This window comes from Agromyces sp. NPDC029043, from assembly GCF_055564615.1.
Map to the genome: position 1 here is coordinate 193,585 of NZ_JBVHVX010000007.1, position 20,529 is coordinate 214,113.

The 20,529-nt window shown below is 72.4% G+C and carries 22 protein-coding genes and 1 tRNA gene; 9 read left to right on the forward strand and 14 right to left on the reverse strand.

Going from position 1 to position 20,529, the window contains the following annotated elements:
* Positions 1–29: 29 nt before the first annotated feature.
* Entirely contained in the window at positions 30–1,136 is a 1,107-nt protein-coding gene (locus ACZ4TW_RS11445; RefSeq protein ID WP_465542838.1) for a winged helix DNA-binding domain-containing protein, read from the forward strand.
* Between the two features lie 69 nt (positions 1,137–1,205).
* Here the strand turns inward: ACZ4TW_RS11445 and ACZ4TW_RS11450 are convergent, their stop codons facing one another.
* Positions 1,206–1,772, reverse strand: coding sequence for a YceI family protein (locus tag ACZ4TW_RS11450; RefSeq protein ID WP_465542839.1), 567 nt, complete (start codon positions 1,770–1,772; stop codon positions 1,206–1,208).
* A gap of 71 nt (positions 1,773–1,843) precedes the next feature.
* Positions 1,844–3,028, reverse strand: coding sequence for a glycoside hydrolase family 3 N-terminal domain-containing protein (locus ACZ4TW_RS11455; RefSeq protein WP_465542840.1), 1,185 nt, complete (start codon positions 3,026–3,028; stop codon positions 1,844–1,846).
* A gap of 137 nt (positions 3,029–3,165) precedes the next feature.
* Here ACZ4TW_RS11455 and ACZ4TW_RS11460 point away from each other — a divergent pair, with 137 nt between their 5' ends.
* The 4 genes from ACZ4TW_RS11460 to ACZ4TW_RS11475 all read left to right on the forward strand — a co-directional run bounded on the left by ACZ4TW_RS11460 (position 3,166) and on the right by ACZ4TW_RS11475 (position 7,444).
* Complete coding sequence (locus ACZ4TW_RS11460; protein ID WP_465542841.1) at positions 3,166–3,660, forward strand: Lrp/AsnC family transcriptional regulator; 495 nt, start codon at positions 3,166–3,168, stop codon at positions 3,658–3,660.
* A gap of 108 nt (positions 3,661–3,768) precedes the next feature.
* The gene (gene pdhA / locus ACZ4TW_RS11465; RefSeq protein ID WP_465542842.1) at positions 3,769–4,905 is read left to right on the forward strand and encodes a pyruvate dehydrogenase (acetyl-transferring) E1 component subunit alpha; all 1,137 of its coding nucleotides are present in this window, start codon (positions 3,769–3,771) and stop codon (positions 4,903–4,905) included.
* Positions 4,902–5,930 (forward strand): alpha-ketoacid dehydrogenase subunit beta, encoded by a 1,029-nt coding sequence (locus tag ACZ4TW_RS11470; RefSeq protein ID WP_465542843.1) that lies wholly within the window; start codon positions 4,902–4,904, stop codon positions 5,928–5,930. The genes pdhA and ACZ4TW_RS11470 overlap by 4 nt, the downstream gene beginning before the upstream one ends.
* Positions 5,927–7,444, forward strand: coding sequence for a dihydrolipoamide acetyltransferase family protein (locus tag ACZ4TW_RS11475; protein WP_465542844.1), 1,518 nt, complete (start codon positions 5,927–5,929; stop codon positions 7,442–7,444). Before ACZ4TW_RS11470 ends, ACZ4TW_RS11475 begins: the two co-directional genes overlap by 4 nt.
* Positions 7,445–7,518: 74 nt before the next feature.
* Here ACZ4TW_RS11475 and ACZ4TW_RS11480 read toward each other — a convergent pair whose 3' ends face one another.
* Positions 7,519–8,037, reverse strand: a complete 519-nt coding sequence (locus ACZ4TW_RS11480) for a hypothetical protein (RefSeq protein ID WP_465542845.1) — start codon at positions 8,035–8,037, stop codon at positions 7,519–7,521.
* Positions 8,038–8,159: 122 nt separating this feature from the next.
* Between ACZ4TW_RS11480 and ACZ4TW_RS11485 the strand changes: the two genes are divergently transcribed.
* Both ACZ4TW_RS11485 and ACZ4TW_RS11490 read left to right on the forward strand, forming a co-directional pair.
* Entirely contained in the window at positions 8,160–8,948 is a 789-nt protein-coding gene (locus tag ACZ4TW_RS11485) for an alpha/beta fold hydrolase (RefSeq protein ID WP_465542846.1), read from the forward strand.
* A gap of 12 nt (positions 8,949–8,960) precedes the next feature.
* Complete coding sequence (locus tag ACZ4TW_RS11490) at positions 8,961–9,176, forward strand: hypothetical protein (protein ID WP_465542847.1); 216 nt, start codon at positions 8,961–8,963, stop codon at positions 9,174–9,176.
* 52 nt (positions 9,177–9,228) lie between these two features.
* Here the strand turns inward: ACZ4TW_RS11490 and ACZ4TW_RS11495 are convergent.
* The 10 genes from ACZ4TW_RS11495 to rplU all read right to left on the reverse strand — a co-directional run bounded on the left by ACZ4TW_RS11495 (position 9,229) and on the right by rplU (position 16,352).
* Positions 9,229–9,304: transfer RNA gene (locus ACZ4TW_RS11495), tRNA-Ala, on the reverse strand.
* 78 nt (positions 9,305–9,382) lie between these two features.
* Positions 9,383–9,790: a ribosome silencing factor gene (gene rsfS, locus ACZ4TW_RS11500; protein ID WP_465542848.1), complete on the reverse strand. Its 408-nt coding sequence runs from the start codon at positions 9,788–9,790 to the stop codon at positions 9,383–9,385.
* Positions 9,791–9,821: 31 nt separating this feature from the next.
* Positions 9,822–11,111, reverse strand: a complete 1,290-nt coding sequence (locus tag ACZ4TW_RS11505; protein WP_465542849.1) for a hypothetical protein — start codon at positions 11,109–11,111, stop codon at positions 9,822–9,824.
* On the reverse strand, positions 11,108–11,707 hold the full coding sequence (gene nadD / locus ACZ4TW_RS11510; protein ID WP_465542850.1) for a nicotinate-nucleotide adenylyltransferase: 600 nt from the start codon (positions 11,705–11,707) through the stop codon (positions 11,108–11,110). Before nadD ends, ACZ4TW_RS11505 begins: the two co-directional genes overlap by 4 nt.
* 16 nt (positions 11,708–11,723) lie before the next feature.
* Complete coding sequence (locus ACZ4TW_RS11515; protein WP_465542851.1) at positions 11,724–11,945, reverse strand: hypothetical protein; 222 nt, start codon at positions 11,943–11,945, stop codon at positions 11,724–11,726.
* 71 nt (positions 11,946–12,016) lie between these two features.
* Positions 12,017–13,312: a glutamate-5-semialdehyde dehydrogenase gene (locus tag ACZ4TW_RS11520; RefSeq protein ID WP_465542852.1), complete on the reverse strand. Its 1,296-nt coding sequence runs from the start codon at positions 13,310–13,312 to the stop codon at positions 12,017–12,019.
* A gap of 46 nt (positions 13,313–13,358) precedes the next feature.
* Complete coding sequence (gene proB, locus ACZ4TW_RS11525; RefSeq protein ID WP_465542853.1) at positions 13,359–14,150, reverse strand: glutamate 5-kinase; 792 nt, start codon at positions 14,148–14,150, stop codon at positions 13,359–13,361.
* The gene (gene obgE / locus ACZ4TW_RS11530) at positions 14,147–15,694 is read right to left on the reverse strand and encodes a GTPase ObgE (RefSeq protein WP_465542854.1); all 1,548 of its coding nucleotides are present in this window, start codon (positions 15,692–15,694) and stop codon (positions 14,147–14,149) included. Before obgE ends, proB begins: the two co-directional genes overlap by 4 nt.
* Positions 15,695–15,764: 70 nt before the next feature.
* The gene (gene rpmA, locus ACZ4TW_RS11535; RefSeq protein WP_234659018.1) at positions 15,765–16,022 is read right to left on the reverse strand and encodes a 50S ribosomal protein L27; all 258 of its coding nucleotides are present in this window, start codon (positions 16,020–16,022) and stop codon (positions 15,765–15,767) included.
* Positions 16,023–16,043: 21 nt separating this feature from the next.
* A complete protein-coding gene (gene rplU, locus ACZ4TW_RS11540; RefSeq protein ID WP_129234758.1) occupies positions 16,044–16,352 on the reverse strand; it encodes a 50S ribosomal protein L21 in 309 nt (102 codons plus the stop codon).
* Positions 16,353–16,595: 243 nt separating this feature from the next.
* Between rplU and ACZ4TW_RS11545 the strand changes: the two genes are divergently transcribed.
* Entirely contained in the window at positions 16,596–16,874 is a 279-nt protein-coding gene (locus ACZ4TW_RS11545) for a DUF4031 domain-containing protein (protein ID WP_465542855.1), read from the forward strand.
* Here ACZ4TW_RS11545 and ACZ4TW_RS11550 read toward each other — a convergent pair.
* Positions 16,860–19,613 (reverse strand): Rne/Rng family ribonuclease, encoded by a 2,754-nt coding sequence (locus tag ACZ4TW_RS11550; protein ID WP_465542856.1) that lies wholly within the window; start codon positions 19,611–19,613, stop codon positions 16,860–16,862. The genes ACZ4TW_RS11545 and ACZ4TW_RS11550 overlap by 15 nt on opposite strands.
* Positions 19,614–19,882: 269 nt before the next feature.
* Here ACZ4TW_RS11550 and ACZ4TW_RS11555 point away from each other — a divergent pair, with 269 nt between their 5' ends.
* On the forward strand, positions 19,883–20,506 hold the full coding sequence (locus ACZ4TW_RS11555; RefSeq protein ID WP_465542857.1) for a vitamin K epoxide reductase family protein: 624 nt from the start codon (positions 19,883–19,885) through the stop codon (positions 20,504–20,506).
* Positions 20,507–20,529: the final 23 nt, after the last annotated feature.

The following is a 20,529-nucleotide window of genomic DNA, read 5'->3' on the forward strand; positions in this document are numbered from 1 at the left end:
GTGTCGGCCGTGCACGGCAGACTGAGCCCATGGCGTCGGCCTCCTCCCCCGCGCTCCGCGCGACGCGCCTTGCGGCGCACGGGTTCCGCACGCCCGCGGCCGACGCGGTCGACGTCATCGAGCGACTCGGCGCGATGCAGGCGCAAGACCTCGGCGCCGCGAAGTGGGCGATCGGCAGCCGGATGGCGCGGCCGTCGGTGCGAGCGGTCGACGCGGCGATCGAATCGCGCCGCATCGTGCGGTCCTGGCCAATGCGGGGCACGCTGCACCTCATGCCGACGCGCCTGCTTCGACCGGTGCTCGCGATCACGGGGCCGCGGGTGCTCGGGAAGGCCGCCCTCCGGCACCGGCAGCTCGAGCTCGGCGAACGCGAGTACCGCGTCGCGCGCGCGACGGTCGAGCGCGAGCTGGCCGGCGGCGTCACCGCGACCCGCGACGAGCTCGGCACGATGTGGTCGGCCGCGGGACTCCGGGTCGACGGCCAGCGCGCCTACCACCTGATCTGGTGGCTTGCGCTCGAGGCGGTGCTCTGCGGCGGGCCGGTCGACGGCCGCGTGCAGCACTTCGCGCTCCTCGACGAGTGGGCGGCCGCGCCATCCGATTCGCCCACCGAACGCGACCAGGCGCTCGCCGAGCTGTTCGCCGCCTACGTCGGCGGGCACGGCCCGGCCACCATCGCCGACTTCGCATGGTGGGCCGGGCTCACGATGGCCGATGCCCGCACGGCGCTCGCAGCCGCCGGCGACCGCGTCGAGCCGTTCGGCGACGGCGATCGGTACGTCGCTCCGGGGGCGACGGATGCCGCGGCAGCGCGCCCGCGCGGCGCGCTCGCGCTCGCCGGGTTCGACGAGTACTTCCTCGGCTACGCAGACCGGTCGGAGGTGTGCGAGCCGGAGTTCGCAGAACTCGTGGTGCCGGGGCGCAACGGGGTGTTCCAGCCCATCCTCGTGCTCGACGGCCGCGTCGTGGGCACGTGGGCCCGCGCGGGAACCGCAGCCAGGCCCCGGGCCGAGCTGCGCTGGTTCCGTGCGATGCCCGCCGACGCGGGGCGGAGGTTGCACCGTCCGCTCGAGGCGTGGGCGAGGTTCACGGGCGTCGACCTGCAGGGCGTCGACGAGCGCGTCGCGAGCGCGTGACCGGTCCGGGAACGACCGCGGGCGGCCCGGCCGAAGCCGGACCGCCCGTCGGGACGTGTGGCGAGGAGGTCACTCCTGCACGAGCGCCGCCTGCAGCTCGAGGGTGATGGTGACCTGCTCGCCGAGGAGCACGCCGCCGGTCTCGAGCGCCGCGTTGTAGGTGAGGCCGAAGTCCTCGCGGTTGATCACGGTCTTCGCCGTGGCGCCGCCCTTGTAGTTGCCGTACGGGTCGCCGCCGAAGCCGCCGAAGTCGAAGTCGAACGTGACGGGCTTCGTGACGCCGCGGAGCGTGAGCTCGCCGTCGACCTTGAACTCGCCGTTCTCGACGCGCACGCCGGTCGAGACGAAGTCGATCGTCGGGTACTGCTCGGCCGCGAAGAAGTCGCCCGTGCGAAGGTGCGCGTCGCGGTTCGGCTCGTTCGTCGTGATCGAGGCGACCTCGGCCGACGCGGTCACGCGCGACTCCAGCGGGTCCTCGGCCGTGACGAAGGTGGCGTCGAAGCGCTCGAACTTGCCCTTCACCTTGCTGATCATGAGGTGGCGGATGCTGAAGCCCACCTCGCTGTGCGTGGGGTCGATCTTCCAGGTGCCGGCGCGGTAGCCGGGGATCTCGATCGTCGTCGCGGTCGTCGTCATGCGGTTCTCCCGTGTGTCTGCTTGAGCGGCCGATCGGCCACAGTCAATGCAAACGCATGAACGCTCGCGATCTATTCCCGATCGTCGAGCGCGATCTCGCGACGGAGTTCGAGCACGCGTTCCGCGGCGTCGTCGAGCCGCTCCTCGGCGATCCGGCCGGACGCGACGGCGTCCTCGATCGAGGCGGTCAGGCCGTCCACGCTGATGCCGAACTCCGACGGATCCGCCGGCAGCACGTAGAGCAGCAGGTCGCTGCCCGCCGCGAGCGCCCGCACCGCGTTCTCGCCCGGATCGGCGTACTCGGGCAGCTCGTTGTGCTGCAGCATGAGCATGTCGTCGGTGACGATGACGCCGTCGAACCCGAGTTCCTCCCGCAGGATCCGGTGCCACTCCGGCGAGAGCGACGCGGGTGCGGCGTCCACCGACGGATAGGCGAGGTGCCCGGTCATCACCAGCTCGACCTCGGCGTCGATCGCCGCCCGGAAGGGCGCCGCGGGTCCCGCGCGCCAGTCGTCGAGCGTGAGCCCCGCCGACGGGACCGAGAAGTGCGAGTCGCCCGGCGCGGCCCCGTGGCCCGGGAAGTGCTTCACGGTGCTGGCCACGATCCCGCGCTCCCCCTCGACCGCGGCGGCGACCCGCTCGCTCGCGGACGCGGGGTCGGTGCCGAGCACACGCGGATGGATGAACGACGACGGGTCGGCCGTGACATCCGCCACGATGCCGAAGTTCACGTTGACGCCAGATGCCTCGAGCGCGGCCGCCCGCGCGGCGAACGCGTCGCGCGCGGCCGGCGCGGGCTGCCCGCGCAGCGACTCGGGCCCGGGCGCCGGATCCCAGTCGATCCGGCTCACGATGCCGCCCTCCTGGTCGATGCCGATGAGCGTCGCCGCCTCGGGATCGGCCTGCAGCGCGCCCGTGAGCGCGGCGAGGGAGGCCTCGTCGCCCGGCATGTTGTCGCCCATGAGGATGACGCCCGCGATGCCCTCGTCGACCAGGGCGCGGAGCGGCGCCGGGTCGGTGCCGGGCGCATGGAGCATGAGCAGCGACGCCGCCTTCTGCTCGACGGTCATCGCGTCGACGCGCTCCTCGGCCCAGTCGGAGGGGTCGGCCGGGGCGGGCGAGGGGGTAGGCGCCGGTGTCGGACTCGGCGACAGGCCGAGGTTCGCGGGCGGCGCTTCGGCCGGTCCGGCGCAGCCCGCCAGCGCCGCCAGCGCCAGTGAGGCGACGGCGAGCAGGGACGGGACCGGGCGACGCACCCGCCCGAGTCTACGTGCGGCGCCTGCACGCGAGCCGGGCGCATGCCGATGGCGGTGCGCACCATCCCCATGCGCAGATCCCTCCAACGCGTGCGGCAGTGCAGCCGGTACGCTGAGGGTGACCTGCGAGGACGAGGATGACCCAGCACGCATCGAATCGCGGCGAGCCGCTCGACGCGATCGACCGACGCATCGTCGCGGAACTGAGCCGCGACGGCCGGCTCTCGGTGCGCACCCTCGCCGAGCGCGTGCACATCTCCCGCACCGCCGCGCACAATCGGGTGCTGGCGCTCCAGCAGCGCGGGGTGATCACGGGGTTCGGCGCGCAGATCGACCGGAAGGCGATCGGGCTGAACATCTCCGCGCTCGTGGTGGTCCGCATCGGCGACGTCTCATGGGAGGAGATCGCCGCGAAGCTCGCCACGCTCCCCTTCGTCGAGAAGGTCCAGGCCGTGTCGGGCGACATCGACATCATCCTCACGGTGAGCGCACCCGATCACGAGCAGCTGAGCCAGGCGATCCTCCGCGACATCCACGACATGCCCGGTGTGGTGTCGACGAGGTCGCACCTGATCCTCGCCGAGATCGATGGTCGGCCGCCCGCGCAGTCCCTGGACATCTGGCGCGCCTGAGGGCCCGGATCGCGGACGCTCGGCTTCCGTTTCGCCCGGGTCGTGCCGTTCGTTCACGGTTCCCGCGTACCCCGAGCGAGGGCCCTCAGACTGGCGCACCATGGCCGTATGAGCCTCAACGTCGAGCATCACGAGACCCGCGTCCTGCCGTCAGAGAAGCCGCTCCGGCTGCTGGACAACGCCGGCCATGCCCTCCATGGTCGCGAGACCGGCGGCTTCGCACTCCCGCCCGTCGAGACGCTCCTCGAGCTGTACCGGCGCATGGTCGTCGCGCGCCGCTTCGACGTGCAGGTCACCGCGCTCACCAAGCAGGGCCGGCTCGCGACGTACCCCTCGGCCTACGGCCAGGAGGCCTGCGAGATCGGCGTGATCTCGGCGATCACCGCCGACGACTGGTTCTTCCCGACCTACCGCGACAGCATCGCCCTGCTCACGCGGGGCCTCGCACCCGGCGAGATCCTGCAGTCGTTCCGCGGCGACTGGCACAACGGCTGGGACCAGCACGAGCACCGCACCGCGTCGATGGCGACGCCCCTCGCCACGCAGGCCCTGCACGCCGTCGGCCTGGCCCACGCCGCGCGCCTGCGTCGCGATCCCATCGTGACCCTCACCTACCTCGGCGACGGCGCGACGAGCGAGGGCGACGCGCACGAGGCCTTCAATTTCGCGGCCGTATGGCAGACCCCGACCGTGTTCCTCGTGCAGAACAACCAGTTCGCGATCAGCACGCCGCTCACTCGGCAGACGCACGCGACGACCCTCGCCGACAAGGCCGTGGGTTACGGCATGCCGGGCTACCACGTCGACGGCAACGACATCGCCGCGATGTACGCGGTCGCGTCGGCAGCCGTCGAGCGGGCCCGCTCGGGTGGCGGGCCCACCCTCATCGAGGGCCTCACCTACCGCATCGAGTCGCACACCAACTCCGACGACCCCACCCGCTACCGCCAGAAGCGCGACGTCGAGCACTGGAAGCGGCGCGACCCGATCGAGCGGCTCGAGAAGTACCTCGTCTCGGAGGGAGCGCTCACCGACGCCGTGCGCGCCGAGATCGGCGAAGCGGCGGAGAAGCTGGCCGCGCGCACTCGCGAGGCGATGAGCGAGCAGCCGCAGCTCGACCCGCTCGAGCTGTTCGACCACGTCTACGCGGCGCCGCGCGCGTCCCTGGCCGAGCAGCGGTCGGCCCTCGAGGCCGAGCTCGCGGCGGACGCGGTCGGCGCGGGTGCGGAGGTCTCCGCCCGATGAGCGCCACCGCGACCGAACGAGCGGCGGATGCCGCGGCATCCGCTTCGCAGCCGCTGACCATGGCGGGCGCGCTCAACGCCGCCCTCCGCGACGCCATGGAGGCCGACGACCGCGTCGTCGTCTACGGCGAGGACGTCGGGCCGCTGGGCGGGGTCTTCCGCGTCACCGACGGACTGCAGGCGAAGTTCGGCGACGAACGCGTCTGGGACTCGCCGCTCGCCGAGTCCGGCATCGTGGGCACCGCGGTCGGCATGGCCATGTACGGCCTGCGACCGGTCGTCGAGATGCAGTTCGACGCGTTCAGCTATCCGGCGTTCGAGCAGATCGTCTCGCACGTGGCGAAGATGCGGAACCGCACCAAGGGGCGCGTGAGCCTGCCGATGGTGATCCGCATCCCGTGCGCGGGTGCGATCGGCGGCGTGGAGCACCATTCCGACTCCTCCGAGGCGTACTGGACGGCGACGCCCGGCCTCACCGTGGTGATGCCCTCGAACCCGGCCGACGCCTACTCGATGCTGCGCGAGGCGATCGAGAGCGACGACCCGATCGTGTTCATGGAGCCCAAGAGCCGGTACTGGGCCAAGGCCGACCTCGAACTGCCCGTCCGCACCGCGCCCATGAACCGCGCCCAGGTCGTGCGCGAGGGCACCGACGTCTCGCTCATCGCGTACGGCCCGACCGTGCGCACCGCGCTCGATGCCGCGGCCGCCGCCGAGGCCGAGGGGCTCTCGATCGAGGTCGTCGACCTGCGCAGCCTCTCGCCGTTCGACGACGAGACCGTCGGCGCATCGGTGCGCAAGACCTCGCGCGCCGCGGTCATCCACGAGGCCGCCCAGTTCGGCGGGTACGGCGCCGAGGTCGCGGCGCGGCTGACCGAGCGCAACTTCTTCCACCTCGCCGCGCCGATCCTGCGCATCACGGGCTACGACATCCCGTATCCGTCGCCCAAGCTCGAGGAACACCACCTGCCGACACCCGATCGAGTGCTCGACGCGCTCGCCTCGTGGGAATGGGACCTGTCATGACCGCGCGCGAGTTCATCCTGCCCGACCTCGGCGAGGGCCTCACCGAGGCCGAGGTCGTCGCCTGGCTCGTGCAGCCCGGCGATGAGGTGAGCGTCGACCAGCCGGTCGTCGAGCTCGAGTCGGCGAAATCGGTCGTGCAACTCCCCACGCCGTTCGGCGGCGTCGTCGAATCGCTCGGCGGCGAGGTCGGCCAGGTACTGCACGCCGGCGAGGTGCTGATGCGGCTGACGCCGGTCGGCGCGGCCGCCGAGCCGACGACGGATGCCGCGGCCTCGCCCGCGCCCGTCGCCGCCGAGCCCGGCGTGGCGGCACCCACCGAGACCGCGTCCGAGGAGTCGGGCGCCGTGCTGATCGGCTACGGCACGCGCACGACGGCCGCGACGGCGCGCTCGGCGTCCGCGCCGTCGCGCTTCGGCGCCCGGCGGGCCGCATCCGGCGGGGGGCCGTCACCGGCGCCGCCCGCCGCCGCGACGCCGCCGGTTGCCACCCCGCCCGACCCGGCGGGCGCAGGCGCCGCCGCGTCCGAGGACGCAGCCGGACCCGCGCCGGTCGACGACCCGCGCGAGGCGCTCGACCACGACCGCCATTCCCCCGTCGTCTCGCCGATCGTGCGCCGCCTGGCGCGCGAGCACGGCTTCGACGCGTCCGAGCTCGTGGGCTCGGGCCCCGACGGGCTCGTCACGCGCGGTGACGTCGAGGCCTTCATCCGAGAGGTCGAGGCGGCGCGGGCCGGCACGCCCACCGGCGTCACGGCCGCGCACGCCGGCGCCGCGCCATCCGTCACCGCCCGCGCCACCACGCCGGCCGTGGCATCCGTCGCCACGGGCGATCACCGCGTGCCGCTCGACCGGACCGCACGCGCTGCCGCGGCGCACTTCACGACGTCGCGCCGCGAGATCCCGGAGGCGACCGTCTGGATGGACGTCGATGCCACCGAGCTCGTCGCCGCACGCCGCCAGCTGCAGGACGCCACGGGCGAGCGCTTCGGCATGACCGCCCTCGTCGCCCGCTTCGTGGTGGCCGGACTGAAGCGCCATCCGTCGCTGAACGCGAGCTTCGACGCCGAGCGCACCGAGCTGGTGCTGCATTCCGCGATCAACCTCGGCCTGGCCGCACAGACGCCGCGCGGGCTGCTCGTGCCGGTCGTCCACGGGGCCGAGCGGATGTCGCTGCGCGAGCTGCGCGACGGCGTGCAGGCCCGCACCGAGCAGGCGGCGACGGGCGCGTTCCCGCCCGACGCCCTCTCGGGCGGGACGTTCACGCTGAACAACTACGGCACGCTCGGCGTCGACGGCTCGGCCGCGATCATCAACCACCCGGAGGCCGCGATGCTCGGCATCGGTCGGCTCGTGGAGCGCCCCTGGGTGGTCGACGGCCAGCTCGCGGTGCGCAGCGTCACCGAGCTGACGATCTCGTTCGACCACCGGGTGTGCGACGGAGCTGAGGCGGCCGCGTTCCTGACCTACGTCGCGCGCTGCATCGAGCGCCCGATCTCGCTCCTCGCCGACCTCTGACGCGCACGGTCGAGACGCGACCGAGGCGCACCCCGATCGGGGTGCGCCTCGGCCGTTTCCGGGCTCCGGCCGGATCAGAAGAAGTCGTCGGGGGTGCCGGCCGCGCGCTCCACGTCGCGGGTCTCGATGCGGGCGGCGGCGAGCTTGGCGACCGCGACACGCAGGCCGGACTCCATCTGCGCCGCCCAGGCGTCGGACTCGCGCGCGGTGGTCTCGGCGGCACGCGCGCGCGCCTCGGCGGCGTCGGCCGCCCGGCGGGCGTCGGCGACCTGTCGCAGCGCGAGCGAGATGCCGTAGTACGCCGCGACCATGGTCGCGATCGGGGCCGCCACCACCGCGAGGGCGCTGACCCCGGCGCCCGTCGGCGTGAAGGCGACGACGAGCGCGAACGCCAGGAAGAGCGCGGCGATCGCGATGATCACGACGAGCATGAACCGCAGGTCGCGGCTCCACGGCGCGGGCGACTTGGTCGTGGATTCCGCGGGTGGCTCGGGCGTCGCGGACGGTTCGGGTTCGGTGCCGAAGACCACCGTGTCGCCGTATCCGGCGCCGGGGTAGCTCTGTTCGGAGGTGCGGGCGGTCGTGTCGCTCATGTCGCGGAACCCCTTGCGTTCGGATCGTCCCCTCATTGTGTGCCGCGTCCGGGGGTCGGTCAAGCGAGCGCGCCGTGCGCAAGGGGTCCCATGCCCCGGCCCATCCGAGTACGGTCGATGCCGTGCCGGATCACACGCTGGAGACGACCGACCACGACCTGCGCATCGACGACCGCGAGTACCTCGTCCACGAATCAGGCGCGACGGCGGCCGGATCGGCCGCCGTCCTGCTCGTGCACGGCATCGGCATGACGCACGCCTCGCTCGAACCCGTCCAGCGCGAGCTTCCGCCCGGAATCCGCTGCCTGAACGTCGACCTGGCCGGGTTCGGCTCGACCGACCGGCCGTTGCGCGCCGCCAGCATCGAGACGTATGCGTCCGACCTCGCCGCGCTGCTCGATCGGCTCGGCGCATGGCCCGTCGTCGCGGCCGGCCACTCGATGGGCACCCAGGTGGTGCTCGAGCTGGCGAGGCGACGGCCCGACGACGTCGCGGCGATCGTGATGGTCGGCCCCGTGGTCGACCCCGGCCGGCATTCGGTCCTCCGCCAGTTCGCGGACCTCCTGCGAGACACCGTCCTCGAGCCCATGCCGGTGAACGGGCTCGTGCTGCGCGACTACGTGCGCGGTGGAGTGCGCTGGTACGTCAAGGTGCTCCGCGAGATGATGCGGTACCCGACGCTCGAGCGCATGCGAGGATGCCGCGTGCCCGCGGTCATCGTCCGGGGCGAGCGCGACCCGATCGCACGCGAGGCGTGGTGCCGGCGACTGGTCGACGCGAGTGCGGGGGAAGCACGGTTGATGGTCGTGCCGAGCGATCCGCACGTGGTGCCGCGCACCTCCCCCGGCCGGATGGCGACGGTGCTGGCGGACCTGGCGGGTGTTCCGGCCGACGATGTCGGTGGGTCCTGAGATGCTCTCAGCATGGAAGCCGTCGAACTCAAGCAGACCAGGGAGCTCGCCCTGGGCGACACGCTGGTCAGTGCGACCGGCGGCGTCTACGAGATCACGAAGCTCATGCGCGTCGGCCGAGGCATCCGCGTGCATTACATGACCCCCGACGGTCGCACCGGGCGCTTCACCGCTGCGCCCGACGCCGTCACGCGCGTCCGCCGCGCCGACTCGCTGCACGCCGCCTGACCTCGGAAACGACGAAACGCGATGCTCGTCGAGCGTCGCGTTTCTTGGAGATTGGTGGATCTGAGGGGACTCGAACCCCTGACCCCCTGCATGCCATGCAGGTGCGCTACCAGCTGCGCCACAGACCCGTATGAGGTGTGTTGCCCGCCCGGGGCAACGGATTCAGCCTACACCAGCCCCCGTCGCGAAATGAAATCGAGGCGACCTCAGGACGACGACTCGGTGGCCGGCGAGGCGGTCGAACCGTCGCGCTCGATGAGCGGCTCCACCGGGATCGACGGGCAATCGCGCCACAGTCGCTCGAGGCCGTAGTACATCCGCTCCTCGCGGTGGAAGACGTGCACGACCAGGTCGCCGAAGTCGAGCAGGGCCCATCGACCCGCGTCGCGGCCCTCGCGGCGCACCACGTCTTCTCCGGCATCCCGGATCGCCTCCACGACCGCGTCGGCGATGGCGACGACGTTGCGCTCGGAGTTGCCGCTGACGAGCAGGAAGACATCGGTGAAGGGCAGCGGTTCCGACACGTCGAGTGCGACCAGGTCCTCGGCTCCCTTCCCGTCGGCGGCTCGCGCGGCGATGGCGAGCAGGCGGTGGGCGTGGTCGGTTGCGGTCATGTCCTCGACTTCCGGGAAACGGTCATGACGATCAGAAGAGCCCCGCCACCGCGCCGACGACGAGGGTGGCGACGACGCCGAGCGCGAGCACGCCGGCGGTGACCGCGAGCACGAGCGGCACGTTCATGCCCTCCTTCGACGGCGGCGCCATCATCGCCTTGCTGGGCCCCTGCGTGCTGATCGCACGCGTCGCGGAGACGGGTGCGACGCCCGGGCCGGCGACATCCTCGACGCTGCTGTCGAAGATGCGGTCGACATCGCTCGAGTCGATCTGGCTCGGGTGGACGCCCGTCGAGCCGTAGCTGCGGGGCAGGTCGATCGAGCCGGTGACGATGATCTCGCCGCTCGGTGCGAGCGGGGTGCCGGCCAGCGCGCCCTGGTCGGGCAGCGTCGGCAGGATGAGCGCGTTCGTGGTGGTGGGGACGCCGCGAGGCGACCCGCCGCGCGAGAGCAGCTGATCGTACGGCTCGACGCGCTCGTCGGGCAGGTTGAGCTGCGACGTCCAGTGGCCGACCGGCTTCGGCGCGGCGACGGGTTCGTCGAGGCCGGCATCGACGGTGGTGTGCGGCGCGGCCGAACGACCGGGTGCGGGCTGATGCGGATGGCGCGACGGCTGCTGCGGCGCGGGACCGCGCCCGCCGGGTGCGCCCTGCGGACGTTGCTGAGTGGCAGGCCCCCGTTGGGCCGGCGACGCAGCACGCTGCTGGACCTCGTCGGGCTCGTCGCCCTCGTCGAAGCCGTCGCCCGCGTGGGAGTCGAGCATCGCGCGGAGCTCGCGACGCGTGAGCGTGCGCTCGGGAGTGGTGCGTGGTGCGGGCGCACCGCGCGGCGGCCCCTGGGGCGGGCGAGGAGACTCGCCCTGCGGCGGGCGCTGCGGAGCCTGCGCGCGCGGATCGCCCTGGGGCACGGGCATGGCACCCGACGTGTACGCGTCACGTGGAGAGGGCGGGGACTGCGGGTACTGCTGCGGGGCACGGGCCGGCGCATCCGACCACGCCTGCGGCGGGCGTCCGGGCGCCTGTGGCGCCTGGCGCTGCTCGCCGGGACGTCGTTGCGGCGCGCCGCCGCCGCCACCGCCCGCGGGGGCGCCGCGCGACGGCGCCCCGTACCCGCCGCCCTGCGGGCCGGTCGGCTGCGGAACTCGCTGCTGCTGTGGGTACGGCTGTCCTGCGGGATAGCTCGGCGGAGCGGCCTGCGGCGCCTGGGCGGGCGCCGGGCCATCCGCCTGCTGGGACGCCGAGGCAGCCTGCTGCTGCTCGATCAGCCGCTCGCGCTCGCGGATCTCGCGGCGCGTGAGCGGCGGTTCGTTCGACGACGTCATTCGACACTCCGATAGAGGTGGTGCTTGGAGATGTACTGGACGACCCCGTCAGGCACCAGGTACCACACCGGGAAGCCCCGATGCACTCGGTCCCGGCAGTCCGTCGACGAGATCGCCAGCGCCGGAACCTCCAGCAAGCTTACGTCCTGCTCGGGCAGACCCGAAACGGACAACACGTGTCCCGGCCGACTCACAGCCACGAAGTGCGCGAGCGACCACAGCTCCTCCACGTCCTTCCACGAGAGGATCTGCGCGATCGCGTCGGCCCCGGAGATGAAGAAGAGGTCGGCCTCCGGGCGCTCCGCGCGGATGTCGCGGAGCGTGTCGATCGTGTAGGTGGGCTTCTCGCGGTCGATGTCGACGCGGCTCACCGTGAAGCGCGGATTGGAGGCCGTGGCGATCACCGTCATGAGGTATCGGTGCTCGGCGGGGGTGACCACCTCTTTGTAGTACGGCCGCCCGGTGGGGACGAACACCACCTCGTCGAGACCGAAGGACTGCGCGACCTCGCTCGCCGCCACGAGGTGCCCGTGGTGGATGGGGTCGAACGTGCCGCCCATCACGCCGATACGTGGTCGGCGCGTCTCGGTGGTCACGACCGGCTCGCCGGCCTCAGTGCCCGCCCGGCTCCGTTCCGGCGTGGCGTGCCGCGTAGGCGGCGGCCTTCGCGCGGTGGCGGTTCGCGACGTCGCGGTACGAGTAGGCGACCGAGCCGAGCACGAAGAAGATCGCGATGGTGATGATGCCGTACACGATCGGCTCCATCGGAAGCTCCCTCGCGTGCACGGTCTCGGTCAGCACCGTGCTCGTCAGCACTGCGGTCGCAAGGCTCATTCGCCGCTCCTTCGGTTCTCCGCGGGGGTTCGCTCAGGACAGTCTAGCGGGGACGCGGGGGCCGGATCGGCTCAGGCGCGCACGTGCCCGGCGCCGCGGACGATCCACTTGGTGCTCGTCAGCTCGGGCAGGCCCATCGGCCCGCGAGCGTGCAGCTTCTGCGTGGAGATGCCGACCTCGGCGCCGAAGCCGAACTCCGCGCCGTCGGTGAACCGCGTCGACGCGTTGACCATGACCGCGGCCGCGTCGACCTCGTCGAGGAAGCGCTCGGCGTTGCCGAGGTCGTTGGTCACGATCGACTCGGTGTGCTTGGTCGAGTACCGGCGGATGTGCGCGAGCGCGTCGTCGAGCGAGTCGACGATGCCCACCGAGAGGTCGAGGCTCATGTGCTCGGTCGCCCAGTCCTCGTCGGTCGTCGGCACCGCTTCGGGATGGAGCGCCCGCACCCGGTCGTCGCCGTGGACGGTGACGCCGGAGGCCTCGAGCTTGGCGAGCACTGGCGGAAGCAGCCGCTCGGCCGCATCGGCGTGCACGAGCAGGGTCTCGAGCGCGTTGCAGACGCTCGGGCGCTGCACCTTCGCGTTGTGCACGAGGTCGACCGACCAGTCCTCCCGTGCGCTCGCGTCGAGGAACATGTGCACCACGCCGGCGCCCGTCTCGATGACGGGCACCGTCGCCTCGTCGACGACGGCGCGGATCAGCGCCGCGCTCCCCCGCGGGATCAGCACGTCGACATGGTCGCGGGCCCGCATCAGGTGGCGGGCGCCCTCGCGCCCGAAGTCGTCGACGGTCTGCACCGCGTCGGCCGGCAGCCCCGCGCTCGCGATCGCCTCACGCAGCACGTCGACGAGCACCCCGTTGGTGCGCTCGGCCGCCGAGCCGCCGCGCAGGGCGACCGCGTTGCCGCTCTTGAGCGCGAGTGACGCGATGTCGACGGTGACGTTGGGCCGAGCCTCGTAGATCGCGCCGACGACGCCGAGGGGCACCCGCACCTGCTCGATCCGGACGCCGTTGGGCAGGGTCCGGCCGCTGACCGTCTCGCCGACCGGGTCGGTGAGCGCGACCAGCTCGAGCACGGCGTCGGCGATCGCGCCGATCCGTCGCTCGTCGAGCGTGAGCCGGTCGAGCAGGCCGGCGCTGAGCCCCGACGCGCGGCCGGCCTCCAGGTCGAGGCGGTTCGCGGCGACGATGTCGTCGACGCGTGCGCGGAGGCGGTCGGCGATGGCCTGCAGCGCGGCATCCTTCTCGGCGGTCGTGGCGCGCGCGAGGCCGCGCGACGCCTCCTTCGCGGCGGCGAGGCGCTCGTCGAGCACGGTGGCGAGGTCGGCCGCCAGGTCGGCGGCAGGATCGGTGCGGACGTCGGTCATACTGCCAAGCCTAGTTCGGCCCGAGGGGGACGGGACCCGTGTGACGTCAGTCGGCCGCGGGCTCGAACCAGGTGCCGACGGGCTCGCCGGTCAGCGCCTCGGACACGAGCGTCGTCGCCGTCAGGAGCACGCCGGCTCCGGATGCCGCGGCGATCCGCGCCGCCGACACCTTCGTCTCCGCACCCCCGGTGCCCACCCCGGCCCGGCCGATGGACCCGATCTCGACGCCGCCGAGCGGGTCGCCGTGCGGCACGTGCTCGATCCGCTCGGCGCCCGCGAGGTGCGGAGGCTTCGTGTACAGCGCGTCGACGTCGGAGAGCAGGACGAGCAGCTCGGCGTCGACGAGCTCGGCGACCATCGCCGCGAGCCGGTCGTTGTCGCCGAAGCGGATCTCGTGGGTCGCCACGGTGTCGTTCTCGTTGACGATGGGCAGGATCCGCAGGCCGAGCAGCCGCTCCATCGCGCGCTGGGCGTTCAGGCGGTGCGTGTCGTTCTCGAGGTCTCCCGCGGTGAGCAGCACTTGTCCGGCGACGATGCCGTAGCGACGGAGGGAGTTCTGGTAGCGGTAGATGAGGACGTTCTGGCCGACCGACGCGGCGGCCTGCTGGGTCGCGAGGTCGTCGGGCCGCGCGTCGAGCTTGAGGTAGGGCATGCCCGTGGCGATGGCACCTGAGGAGACCAGGATCACCTCGGCGCCGCGCGCATGCGCGGCCGCGAGCGCGTCGACGAGCGGTTCGATCTGGCCGGCGTTCTCGCCCGAGATCGACGACGACCCGACCTTGACGACGATGCGCCTGGCGCTCCCGATCGCATCACGCGTCAGCGGGCGGGCGGTCACCGCTCCTCCTCGCCGCCGGATGCGTCGCGCTCGCCGGCATCGGCCGCCTCGTCGGCCCAGAGGCCGGCTTCGCGCTCGCGCTCGAGCTCGGCACGCGCCTCGGCCTTGGCGTCCATGCGCTCGTGGTAGCCGCTGCGGCGCTCGGCGCGCGTGGCCCGGCGGTTGTCGTCGAGGCGGATGTCGGCGCCCCGTGGGGACGTGATGAGCTCGGCCGTGGAGGTGAGCGTCGGCTCCCAGTCGAACACGACGCCCGCGCCCGGCCCGATCACGACGGTCGAGCCCGCGACGGCGCCCGCACGGACGAGCTCGTCCTCGACGCCGAGGCGGGCGAGGCGGTCGGCGAGGTAGCCGACGGCCTCGTCGTTCTGGAAGTCGGTCTGCGCGACCCAGCGTTCGGGCTTCGCACCGAGCACCCGGTAGATCGTCCCGTAGCTGCCGCCCTCGGGCCGCACGACGAAATCGGCCTCCTGCACGGCCTTCGGCCGGAGCACGATGCGGGGGGCCGCGGGGGCGTGCGCGGCCTCCGTGCGGGCTCGATCGACGACCTCGCCGAGCGCGTAGCCGAGCTGCCGCAGGCCCTCGTGGCTCACCGTCGAGATCTCGAACACGGCGTAGCCGCGCGCCTCGAGCTCGGGGCGGACGAACTGGGCGAGCTCACGTGCCTCGGGAACATCGACCTTGTTCAGCGCGACGAGCTGCGGGCGGTCGAGCAGCGGGACCTGGCCTTCGGGCACCTCGTAGGCGCCCAGCTCGGCGAGGATCACGTCGAGGTCGCTGATCGGGTCGCGACCGGGTTCGAGCGTCGCGCAGTCGAGCACGTGCAGCAGCGCCGAGCACCGCTCGACGTGGCGCAGGAACTCGAGCCCGAGGCCCTTGCCCTCGCTCGCCCCTTCGATCAGCCCGGGCACGTCGGCCACGGTGAAGCGGTGGTCGCCGGCCTGCACGACTCCGAGGTTCGGGTGGAGGGTCGTGAACGGGTAGTCGGCGATCTTCGGGCGCGCCGCGGACATCGCGGCGATGAGGCTCGACTTGCCGGCCGACGGGAAGCCGACGAGCGCGACATCCGCGATGGTCTTCAGCTCGAGCGAGACCTCGCCCTCGAAGCCGGGCGTGCCGAGCAGCGCGAAGCCGGGCGCCTTGCGCTTCGGCGACGCGAGCGCGGCGTTGCCGAGGCCGCCCTGGCCGCCGGGGGCGACGACGAAGCGCATGCCGGGCTCGGCGAGGTCGGCGAGCTCGGTGCCGTCGGCGTCCTTGACGACGGTGCCGACGGGAACGGGAAGCTCCAGGTCTTCGCCGGTCGCGCCGGACCGGTTGTCGCCCATGCCGGGCTGGCCGTTCTCGGAGGAGCGGTGGGGGCGGCCGTGGTACGAGAGGAGCGTCGTGACCTGCGGGTCGGCGACGAGCACGATGTCGCCGCCGTCGCCGCCGTTGCCGCCGTCGGGGCCGGCGAGCGGCTTGAACTTCTCGCGGCGCACCGAGACGCAGCCGTTGCCGCCGTGGCCCGCACGGACGAACAGCCGCACCTGATCGACGAAGCTCACCATGGCCGCGTCACCTCTCTCTGGAAACACGTGAGGGCGAGCCGAAGCCCGCCCTCACGACATCGACCGACGACTACGCGTCGACCGTGACGATGTTCACGACCTTGCGGCCGCCCTTGTTGCCGAACTCGACCGCGCCGGCCTCGAGGGCGAACAGCGTGTCGTCGCCACCACGACCCACACCCGCACCGGGGTGGAAGTGCGTGCCGCGCTGGCGGACGAGGATCTCGCCCGCCGAGACGACCTGGCCGCCGAAGCGCTTCACGCCGAGGCGCTTGGCGTTCGAGTCACGACCGTTGCGAGTGGAGCTCGCACCCTTCTTGTGTGCCATTGTCCCTGTCTCCTCTGGCCGTTACTTGATGCCGGTGATCTTGACGCGCGTGAGCTCCTGACGGTGCCCCTGGCGCTTCTTGTAGCCGGTCTTGTTCTTGAACTTCTGGATCACGATCTTCGGGCCGCGAAGGTCGTTCAGGACCTCGGCCGTGACCGTGACCTTGGCGAGCGACTTCGCGTCGGAGGTGATCTTGTCGCCGTCGACGAGGAGGACGGGCGTGAGCTGGACGTTGCCGTCCTTGTCGGCCTTGATCCGGTCCATCGTCACGATGGTGCCGACCTCGACCTTCTCCTGCCGGCCACCGGCGCGCACTACTGCGTAAACCACTTCTCGTACCTATCTCCAGGGAGTCATGCGACTCCGCCTAACTGATGGGATGTCACTGCGCGGATGACCCCAGCGGGAAGGAGGGTCGTCACTGCCAGAAAACTGTGCGTGCCCACCGGGATAAGCGGCGGCACCAACGGTCGAGTTTACCGGATGCCGGAGAGGCGGTCAAACGGGCGCCACCCCGCGTGTCACGCATCCGCACGCGCCGGCCTCGAGTCCCCGGGGCGTACACTCGGCGCCATGACCGTGCTCATCGATCCGCCGCTCTGGCCCAAGCACGGCACCGTGTGGTCGCACCTGGTCAGCGACTCCTCCATCGAGGAGCTCACGGCCTTCGCCGAGCGTGCCGGGATCCCCCGCCGCGGATTCGACCTGGATCACTACGATGTGCCCGCCGAGCGATACGACGAGCTGGTCGCCGCCGGCGCGGAGCCCGTGCCGCCGCGCGAGCTCGTGCGGCGGCTCGCGGCCAGCGGGCTTCGGGTCACGCCGCGCGAGCGCCGGTCACTCGGCGCCTGACTGCGGCGTGCCGTCGGGCCGGGTGATCACGGGCGGCGAGCCGGCAGGGCTGAGCGCGGCGGTCGAGACGCGGCGGCCGCGCGACCGAGCGCGCCCCTCGCCGGCCGCCTTCGGCGCCGGCAGCGCGTCGAGCACCGAGTCGAGCAGCGTCTCGGCCTCGGCGACCCGAAGCGGGCGCTCGCGACGAGCCGGCGGCTCGGGCAGTTCGATGATCGGCGCGGGACGCTCCTCGGGCGCCGCCTCCGGTGCGGTCGGAGCCGTGGCCGGAGCCGAGGCGGCCTCACCGCGGTCGACCTCGGCGTCGGCCACGGGCTCCGGTGCATGCTGGCGCTCGGCGCCCCCGCCTCCGCCCGAACCGCGGGACGCCCGACGGCGGCCGCGACGGCGCCCGCTCGACGGCTCGGACGCCTCGCCGCCGGTGGGCTGCGGCTGCTCGGCGGCCTGAGCCGCCGGCGCCTCGGATGCGACCGGCGGCGCGTCGGCGACCGGAGCCGCCTGCGCCTTGTGCTCGCCGTGCGCGACCGTCGAGGCCGCGATCTGCGCGAGCGCGTGCTTCACATCCTCGGTGATCGCGTGCGTGCCCTGGTGCGCCTTGTCGTTCGCCGGCGCCGACGAGGTGCCACCGCCGCCGTTGCCGCCGCCGCGGTTGCGCCGCCGTTCGACCTGCTGCTGGGGCGCGCGGTGCTTGGCGATGGGTTCGTGGTGCACGATGATGCCGCGGCCCGCGCACACCTCGCACGGCTCGCTGAACGACTCGAGGAGCCCGAGGCCGAGCTTCTTGCGGGTCATCTGGACGAGGCCGAGACTCGTGACCTCGGCCACCTGGTGCTTGGTGCGGTCGCGCGAGAGGCACTCGACCAGCCTGCGCAGCACGAGGTCGCGGTTGGACTCGAGCACCATGTCGATGAAGTCGACGACGATGATGCCGCCGATGTCGCGCAGCCGCAGCTGGCGGACGATCTCCTCGGCGGCCTCGAGGTTGTTCTTGGTGACGGTCTCCTCGAGGTTGCCGCCCGAGCCCACGAACTTGCCCGTGTTCACGTCGATGACGGTCATGGCCTCGGTGCGGTCGATGATGAGCGATCCGCCCGACGGGAGCCACACCTTGCGCTCGAGGGCCTTCTCGATCTGCTCGGTGATGCGGAACTCGTCGAACGCGTCGCGCTCGCCCGTGTACGCCTCGACGCGCTCGAGCAGGTCGGGTGCGACCTGGCCCAGGTACTTCTCGATCGTCCGGCGCGCGTCGTCGCCGGCGATGATCATCTTCTGGAAGTCCTCGTTGAAGACGTCGCGGACGATCTTGATGAGCAGGTCGGGCTCGGAGTGCAGCAGCGCCGGCGCCTGCACCTTCTCGATGGTCTGCGAGATGTCGGCCCACTGGCTGATCAGGCGGTTGACGTCGCGCGTGAGCTGCTCCTCGGTGGCGCCCTCGGCGGCGGTGCGGACAATCACGCCCTGGTTCTCGGGGAGCACCTCCTTGAGGATCTTCTTGAGGCGCGCGCGCTCGGTGTCGGGGAGCTTGCGGCTGATGCCGTTCATCGAGCCGTTGGGGACGTAGACCAGGTAGCGGCCGGGCAGCGAGATCTGGCTCGTCAGCCGGGCGCCCTTGTGGCCGACCGGGTCCTTCGTGACCTGGACGAGCACGCGGTCGCCGGGCTTGAGCGCGAGCTCGATGCGGCGCGGCTGGTTCTTCTCGCCGTTCTCGGCGGCGGCATCCCAGTCGACCTCGCCCGAGTACAGCACCGCGTTACGGCCGCGGCCGATGTCGACGAACGCCGCCTCCATGCTCGGCAGCACGTTCTGCACACGGCCGAGGTAGACGTTGCCGATGAGCGACGCGTCCTGGTTGCGGGCGACGTAGTGCTCGACGAGCACGCCGTCCTCCATCACGCCGATCTGGATGCGGCCGCCCTTCTGGCGCACGACCATCCGGCGGTCGACCGACTCGCGACGCGCGAGGAACTCGGCCTCGGTGATGACGGCGCGGCGGCGCCCCGCGTCTCGGCCGTCGCGACGCCGCTGCTTCTTGGCCTCGAGGCGGGTGGAGCCCTTCACCTTCTGCGGCTCGGTGATCAGCTCGGGCTCGCGGGGCTTGCGGACCTTGACGACGGTGTTGGCGGGCTCGTCAGCGACCGTCCGCGACTCCTCGCCGCTTCGGCGGCGCGCGCGGCGGCGCACGCTCGAACCCTCGGCGGCGCCCGATTCGCGCTCGGGGCTCTCCTCGGCCGGCGGCGCGAAGACGGGCGGGGCATGGAAGATGAGCGAGGTGGTGGTCAGCACGGCCGGGATCGGCGACTCCGGAGCGGGCTGCTCCGGCTCGGCGTCGGAGGACGAGGCCTCGGGCGCCCCGGCCTCGCTTGCCTCGGATTCGGCGGCCTCGGGCCGGTCGGCTTCGGCTCCGCCAGCGGGCTCCTCGGCCTCGCCGGCGTCGCCGGCCTCGCCGGTCTCGGGGCGACCCTGCTCGGCACCGTCGGTCTCCTGACCGGCGGTCGGCTCGGCGCCCGCATCGGCCGAGACCGTCGGCGGGGTGGCCGGCACGGCCTCGCCGGTCGCGTCGGGCGCCGCGACATCCGTCGGCTGGATCGGCTCGTTCGGGCCGGCCTGCTCGTTCAGCGCGTCGCCGACGCGGGGGACGATCTGCGCACGTCGCCCGGAGCGACGTGCCCCGAACAGTCCGGCGCGGCGCCGCGGCGCCTCGTGCTCTGATGCGTTCGGCGGTGTTCCGTTGTCTTCCACCATCTCTGGTGCACTCCTACGCCGGGTGCGATGGCCGCGCCATCTCGCCCGTACTCCTCAGAGCGACCCTGCGCCGTGCGCGGGATCGCCAATCCTTCACTGCTGCGCCCGGCGGGTGCCGGTGACGCCAAATCTCGCGGTTGCTCCGCGGATGGGATGCGGTGCATCCTCAAAGCCCTCGTTGGCGTCGCACCGGGCGCGGCCCGGACGACTCCTCCGATTATCGCACGGTCTCCCAGCGGAGCGCGGAATCGGCGTGCCAGAATCGGTCCATGCCCGATTCCCCCCGCTCGGCGCGGCCGATCGCGTTCGCCGTGTTCCTCGTGATCGCGGGCGGGCTGGGGCTCCTGGCCGCGTTCGAGTTGTCGATCGAGAAGATCCTCACGCTCTCCGACCCGGGCTACGAGCCGGGCTGCAACGTGGGCGTGCTCGTCGGGTGCAGCACCAACCTCGCCTCGCAGCAGGGCTCGATCTTCGGCTTCCCCAACCCCTTCATCGGCCTCATGGCGTGGCCGGTGGTCATCACGATCGGGATGGCGCTGCTCGCCCGCGCCCGATTCGACCGGTGGTTCTGGATCGGCCTCAACGTGGGCGTCACGGGCGCGCTCGCTCTCGTGATCTGGCTCATCGCCCAGAGCATCTACGTCCTCGACGTGCTCTGCCCCTGGTGCATGCTCACCTGGGCGGTGACCATCCCGACGTTCTGGGCCGTGACCTTCCGGAACCTGCGGGAGGGCGTGTTCGGCTCCGACGAGCGGGTGCGCCGCGTCGGCGCCGTCGCGCTGAGCTGGGTGGTCGTGATCACGATCGCGAGCTACGCGGTCGTGGTGGTGCTCGCGCAGGTGCACATGAACGCGATCCCCCGCGTGATCCTCGACCTTCAGAACCTGTTCTGAGGGCCGGAACGAGACGGAACGAG

What these genes read in the sequence shown, in the direction of transcription:
- obgE (WP_465542854.1), bottom strand. Translation starts at nt 15,694, where the DNA reads ATGGTGAGCTTCGTCGATCAGGTGCGGCTGTTCGTCCGTGCGGGCCAC.
- rpmA (WP_234659018.1), bottom strand. Translation starts at nt 16,022, where the DNA reads ATGGCACACAAGAAGGGTGCGAGCTCCACTCGCAACGGTCGTGACTCG.
- ACZ4TW_RS11545 (WP_465542855.1), top strand. Translation starts at nt 16,596, where the DNA reads ATGACCGTGCTCATCGATCCGCCGCTCTGGCCCAAGCACGGCACCGTG.
- ACZ4TW_RS11480 (WP_465542845.1), bottom strand. Translation starts at nt 8,037, where the DNA reads ATGAGCGACACGACCGCCCGCACCTCCGAACAGAGCTACCCCGGCGCC.
- ACZ4TW_RS11460 (WP_465542841.1), top strand. Translation starts at nt 3,166, where the DNA reads ATGACCCAGCACGCATCGAATCGCGGCGAGCCGCTCGACGCGATCGAC.
- ACZ4TW_RS11445 (WP_465542838.1), top strand. Translation starts at nt 30, where the DNA reads ATGGCGTCGGCCTCCTCCCCCGCGCTCCGCGCGACGCGCCTTGCGGCG.
- rsfS (WP_465542848.1), bottom strand. Translation starts at nt 9,790, where the DNA reads ATGACCGCAACCGACCACGCCCACCGCCTGCTCGCCATCGCCGCGCGA.
- ACZ4TW_RS11555 (WP_465542857.1), top strand. Translation starts at nt 19,883, where the DNA reads ATGCCCGATTCCCCCCGCTCGGCGCGGCCGATCGCGTTCGCCGTGTTC.
- ACZ4TW_RS11475 (WP_465542844.1), top strand. Translation starts at nt 5,927, where the DNA reads ATGACCGCGCGCGAGTTCATCCTGCCCGACCTCGGCGAGGGCCTCACC.
- ACZ4TW_RS11505 (WP_465542849.1), bottom strand. Translation starts at nt 11,111, where the DNA reads ATGACGTCGTCGAACGAACCGCCGCTCACGCGCCGCGAGATCCGCGAG.
- ACZ4TW_RS11515 (WP_465542851.1), bottom strand. Translation starts at nt 11,945, where the DNA reads ATGAGCCTTGCGACCGCAGTGCTGACGAGCACGGTGCTGACCGAGACC.
- pdhA (WP_465542842.1), top strand. Translation starts at nt 3,769, where the DNA reads ATGAGCCTCAACGTCGAGCATCACGAGACCCGCGTCCTGCCGTCAGAG.
- ACZ4TW_RS11470 (WP_465542843.1), top strand. Translation starts at nt 4,902, where the DNA reads ATGAGCGCCACCGCGACCGAACGAGCGGCGGATGCCGCGGCATCCGCT.
- ACZ4TW_RS11450 (WP_465542839.1), bottom strand. Translation starts at nt 1,772, where the DNA reads ATGACGACGACCGCGACGACGATCGAGATCCCCGGCTACCGCGCCGGC.
- ACZ4TW_RS11490 (WP_465542847.1), top strand. Translation starts at nt 8,961, where the DNA reads ATGGAAGCCGTCGAACTCAAGCAGACCAGGGAGCTCGCCCTGGGCGAC.
- ACZ4TW_RS11520 (WP_465542852.1), bottom strand. Translation starts at nt 13,312, where the DNA reads ATGACCGACGTCCGCACCGATCCTGCCGCCGACCTGGCGGCCGACCTC.
- ACZ4TW_RS11550 (WP_465542856.1), bottom strand. Translation starts at nt 19,613, where the DNA reads ATGGTGGAAGACAACGGAACACCGCCGAACGCATCAGAGCACGAGGCG.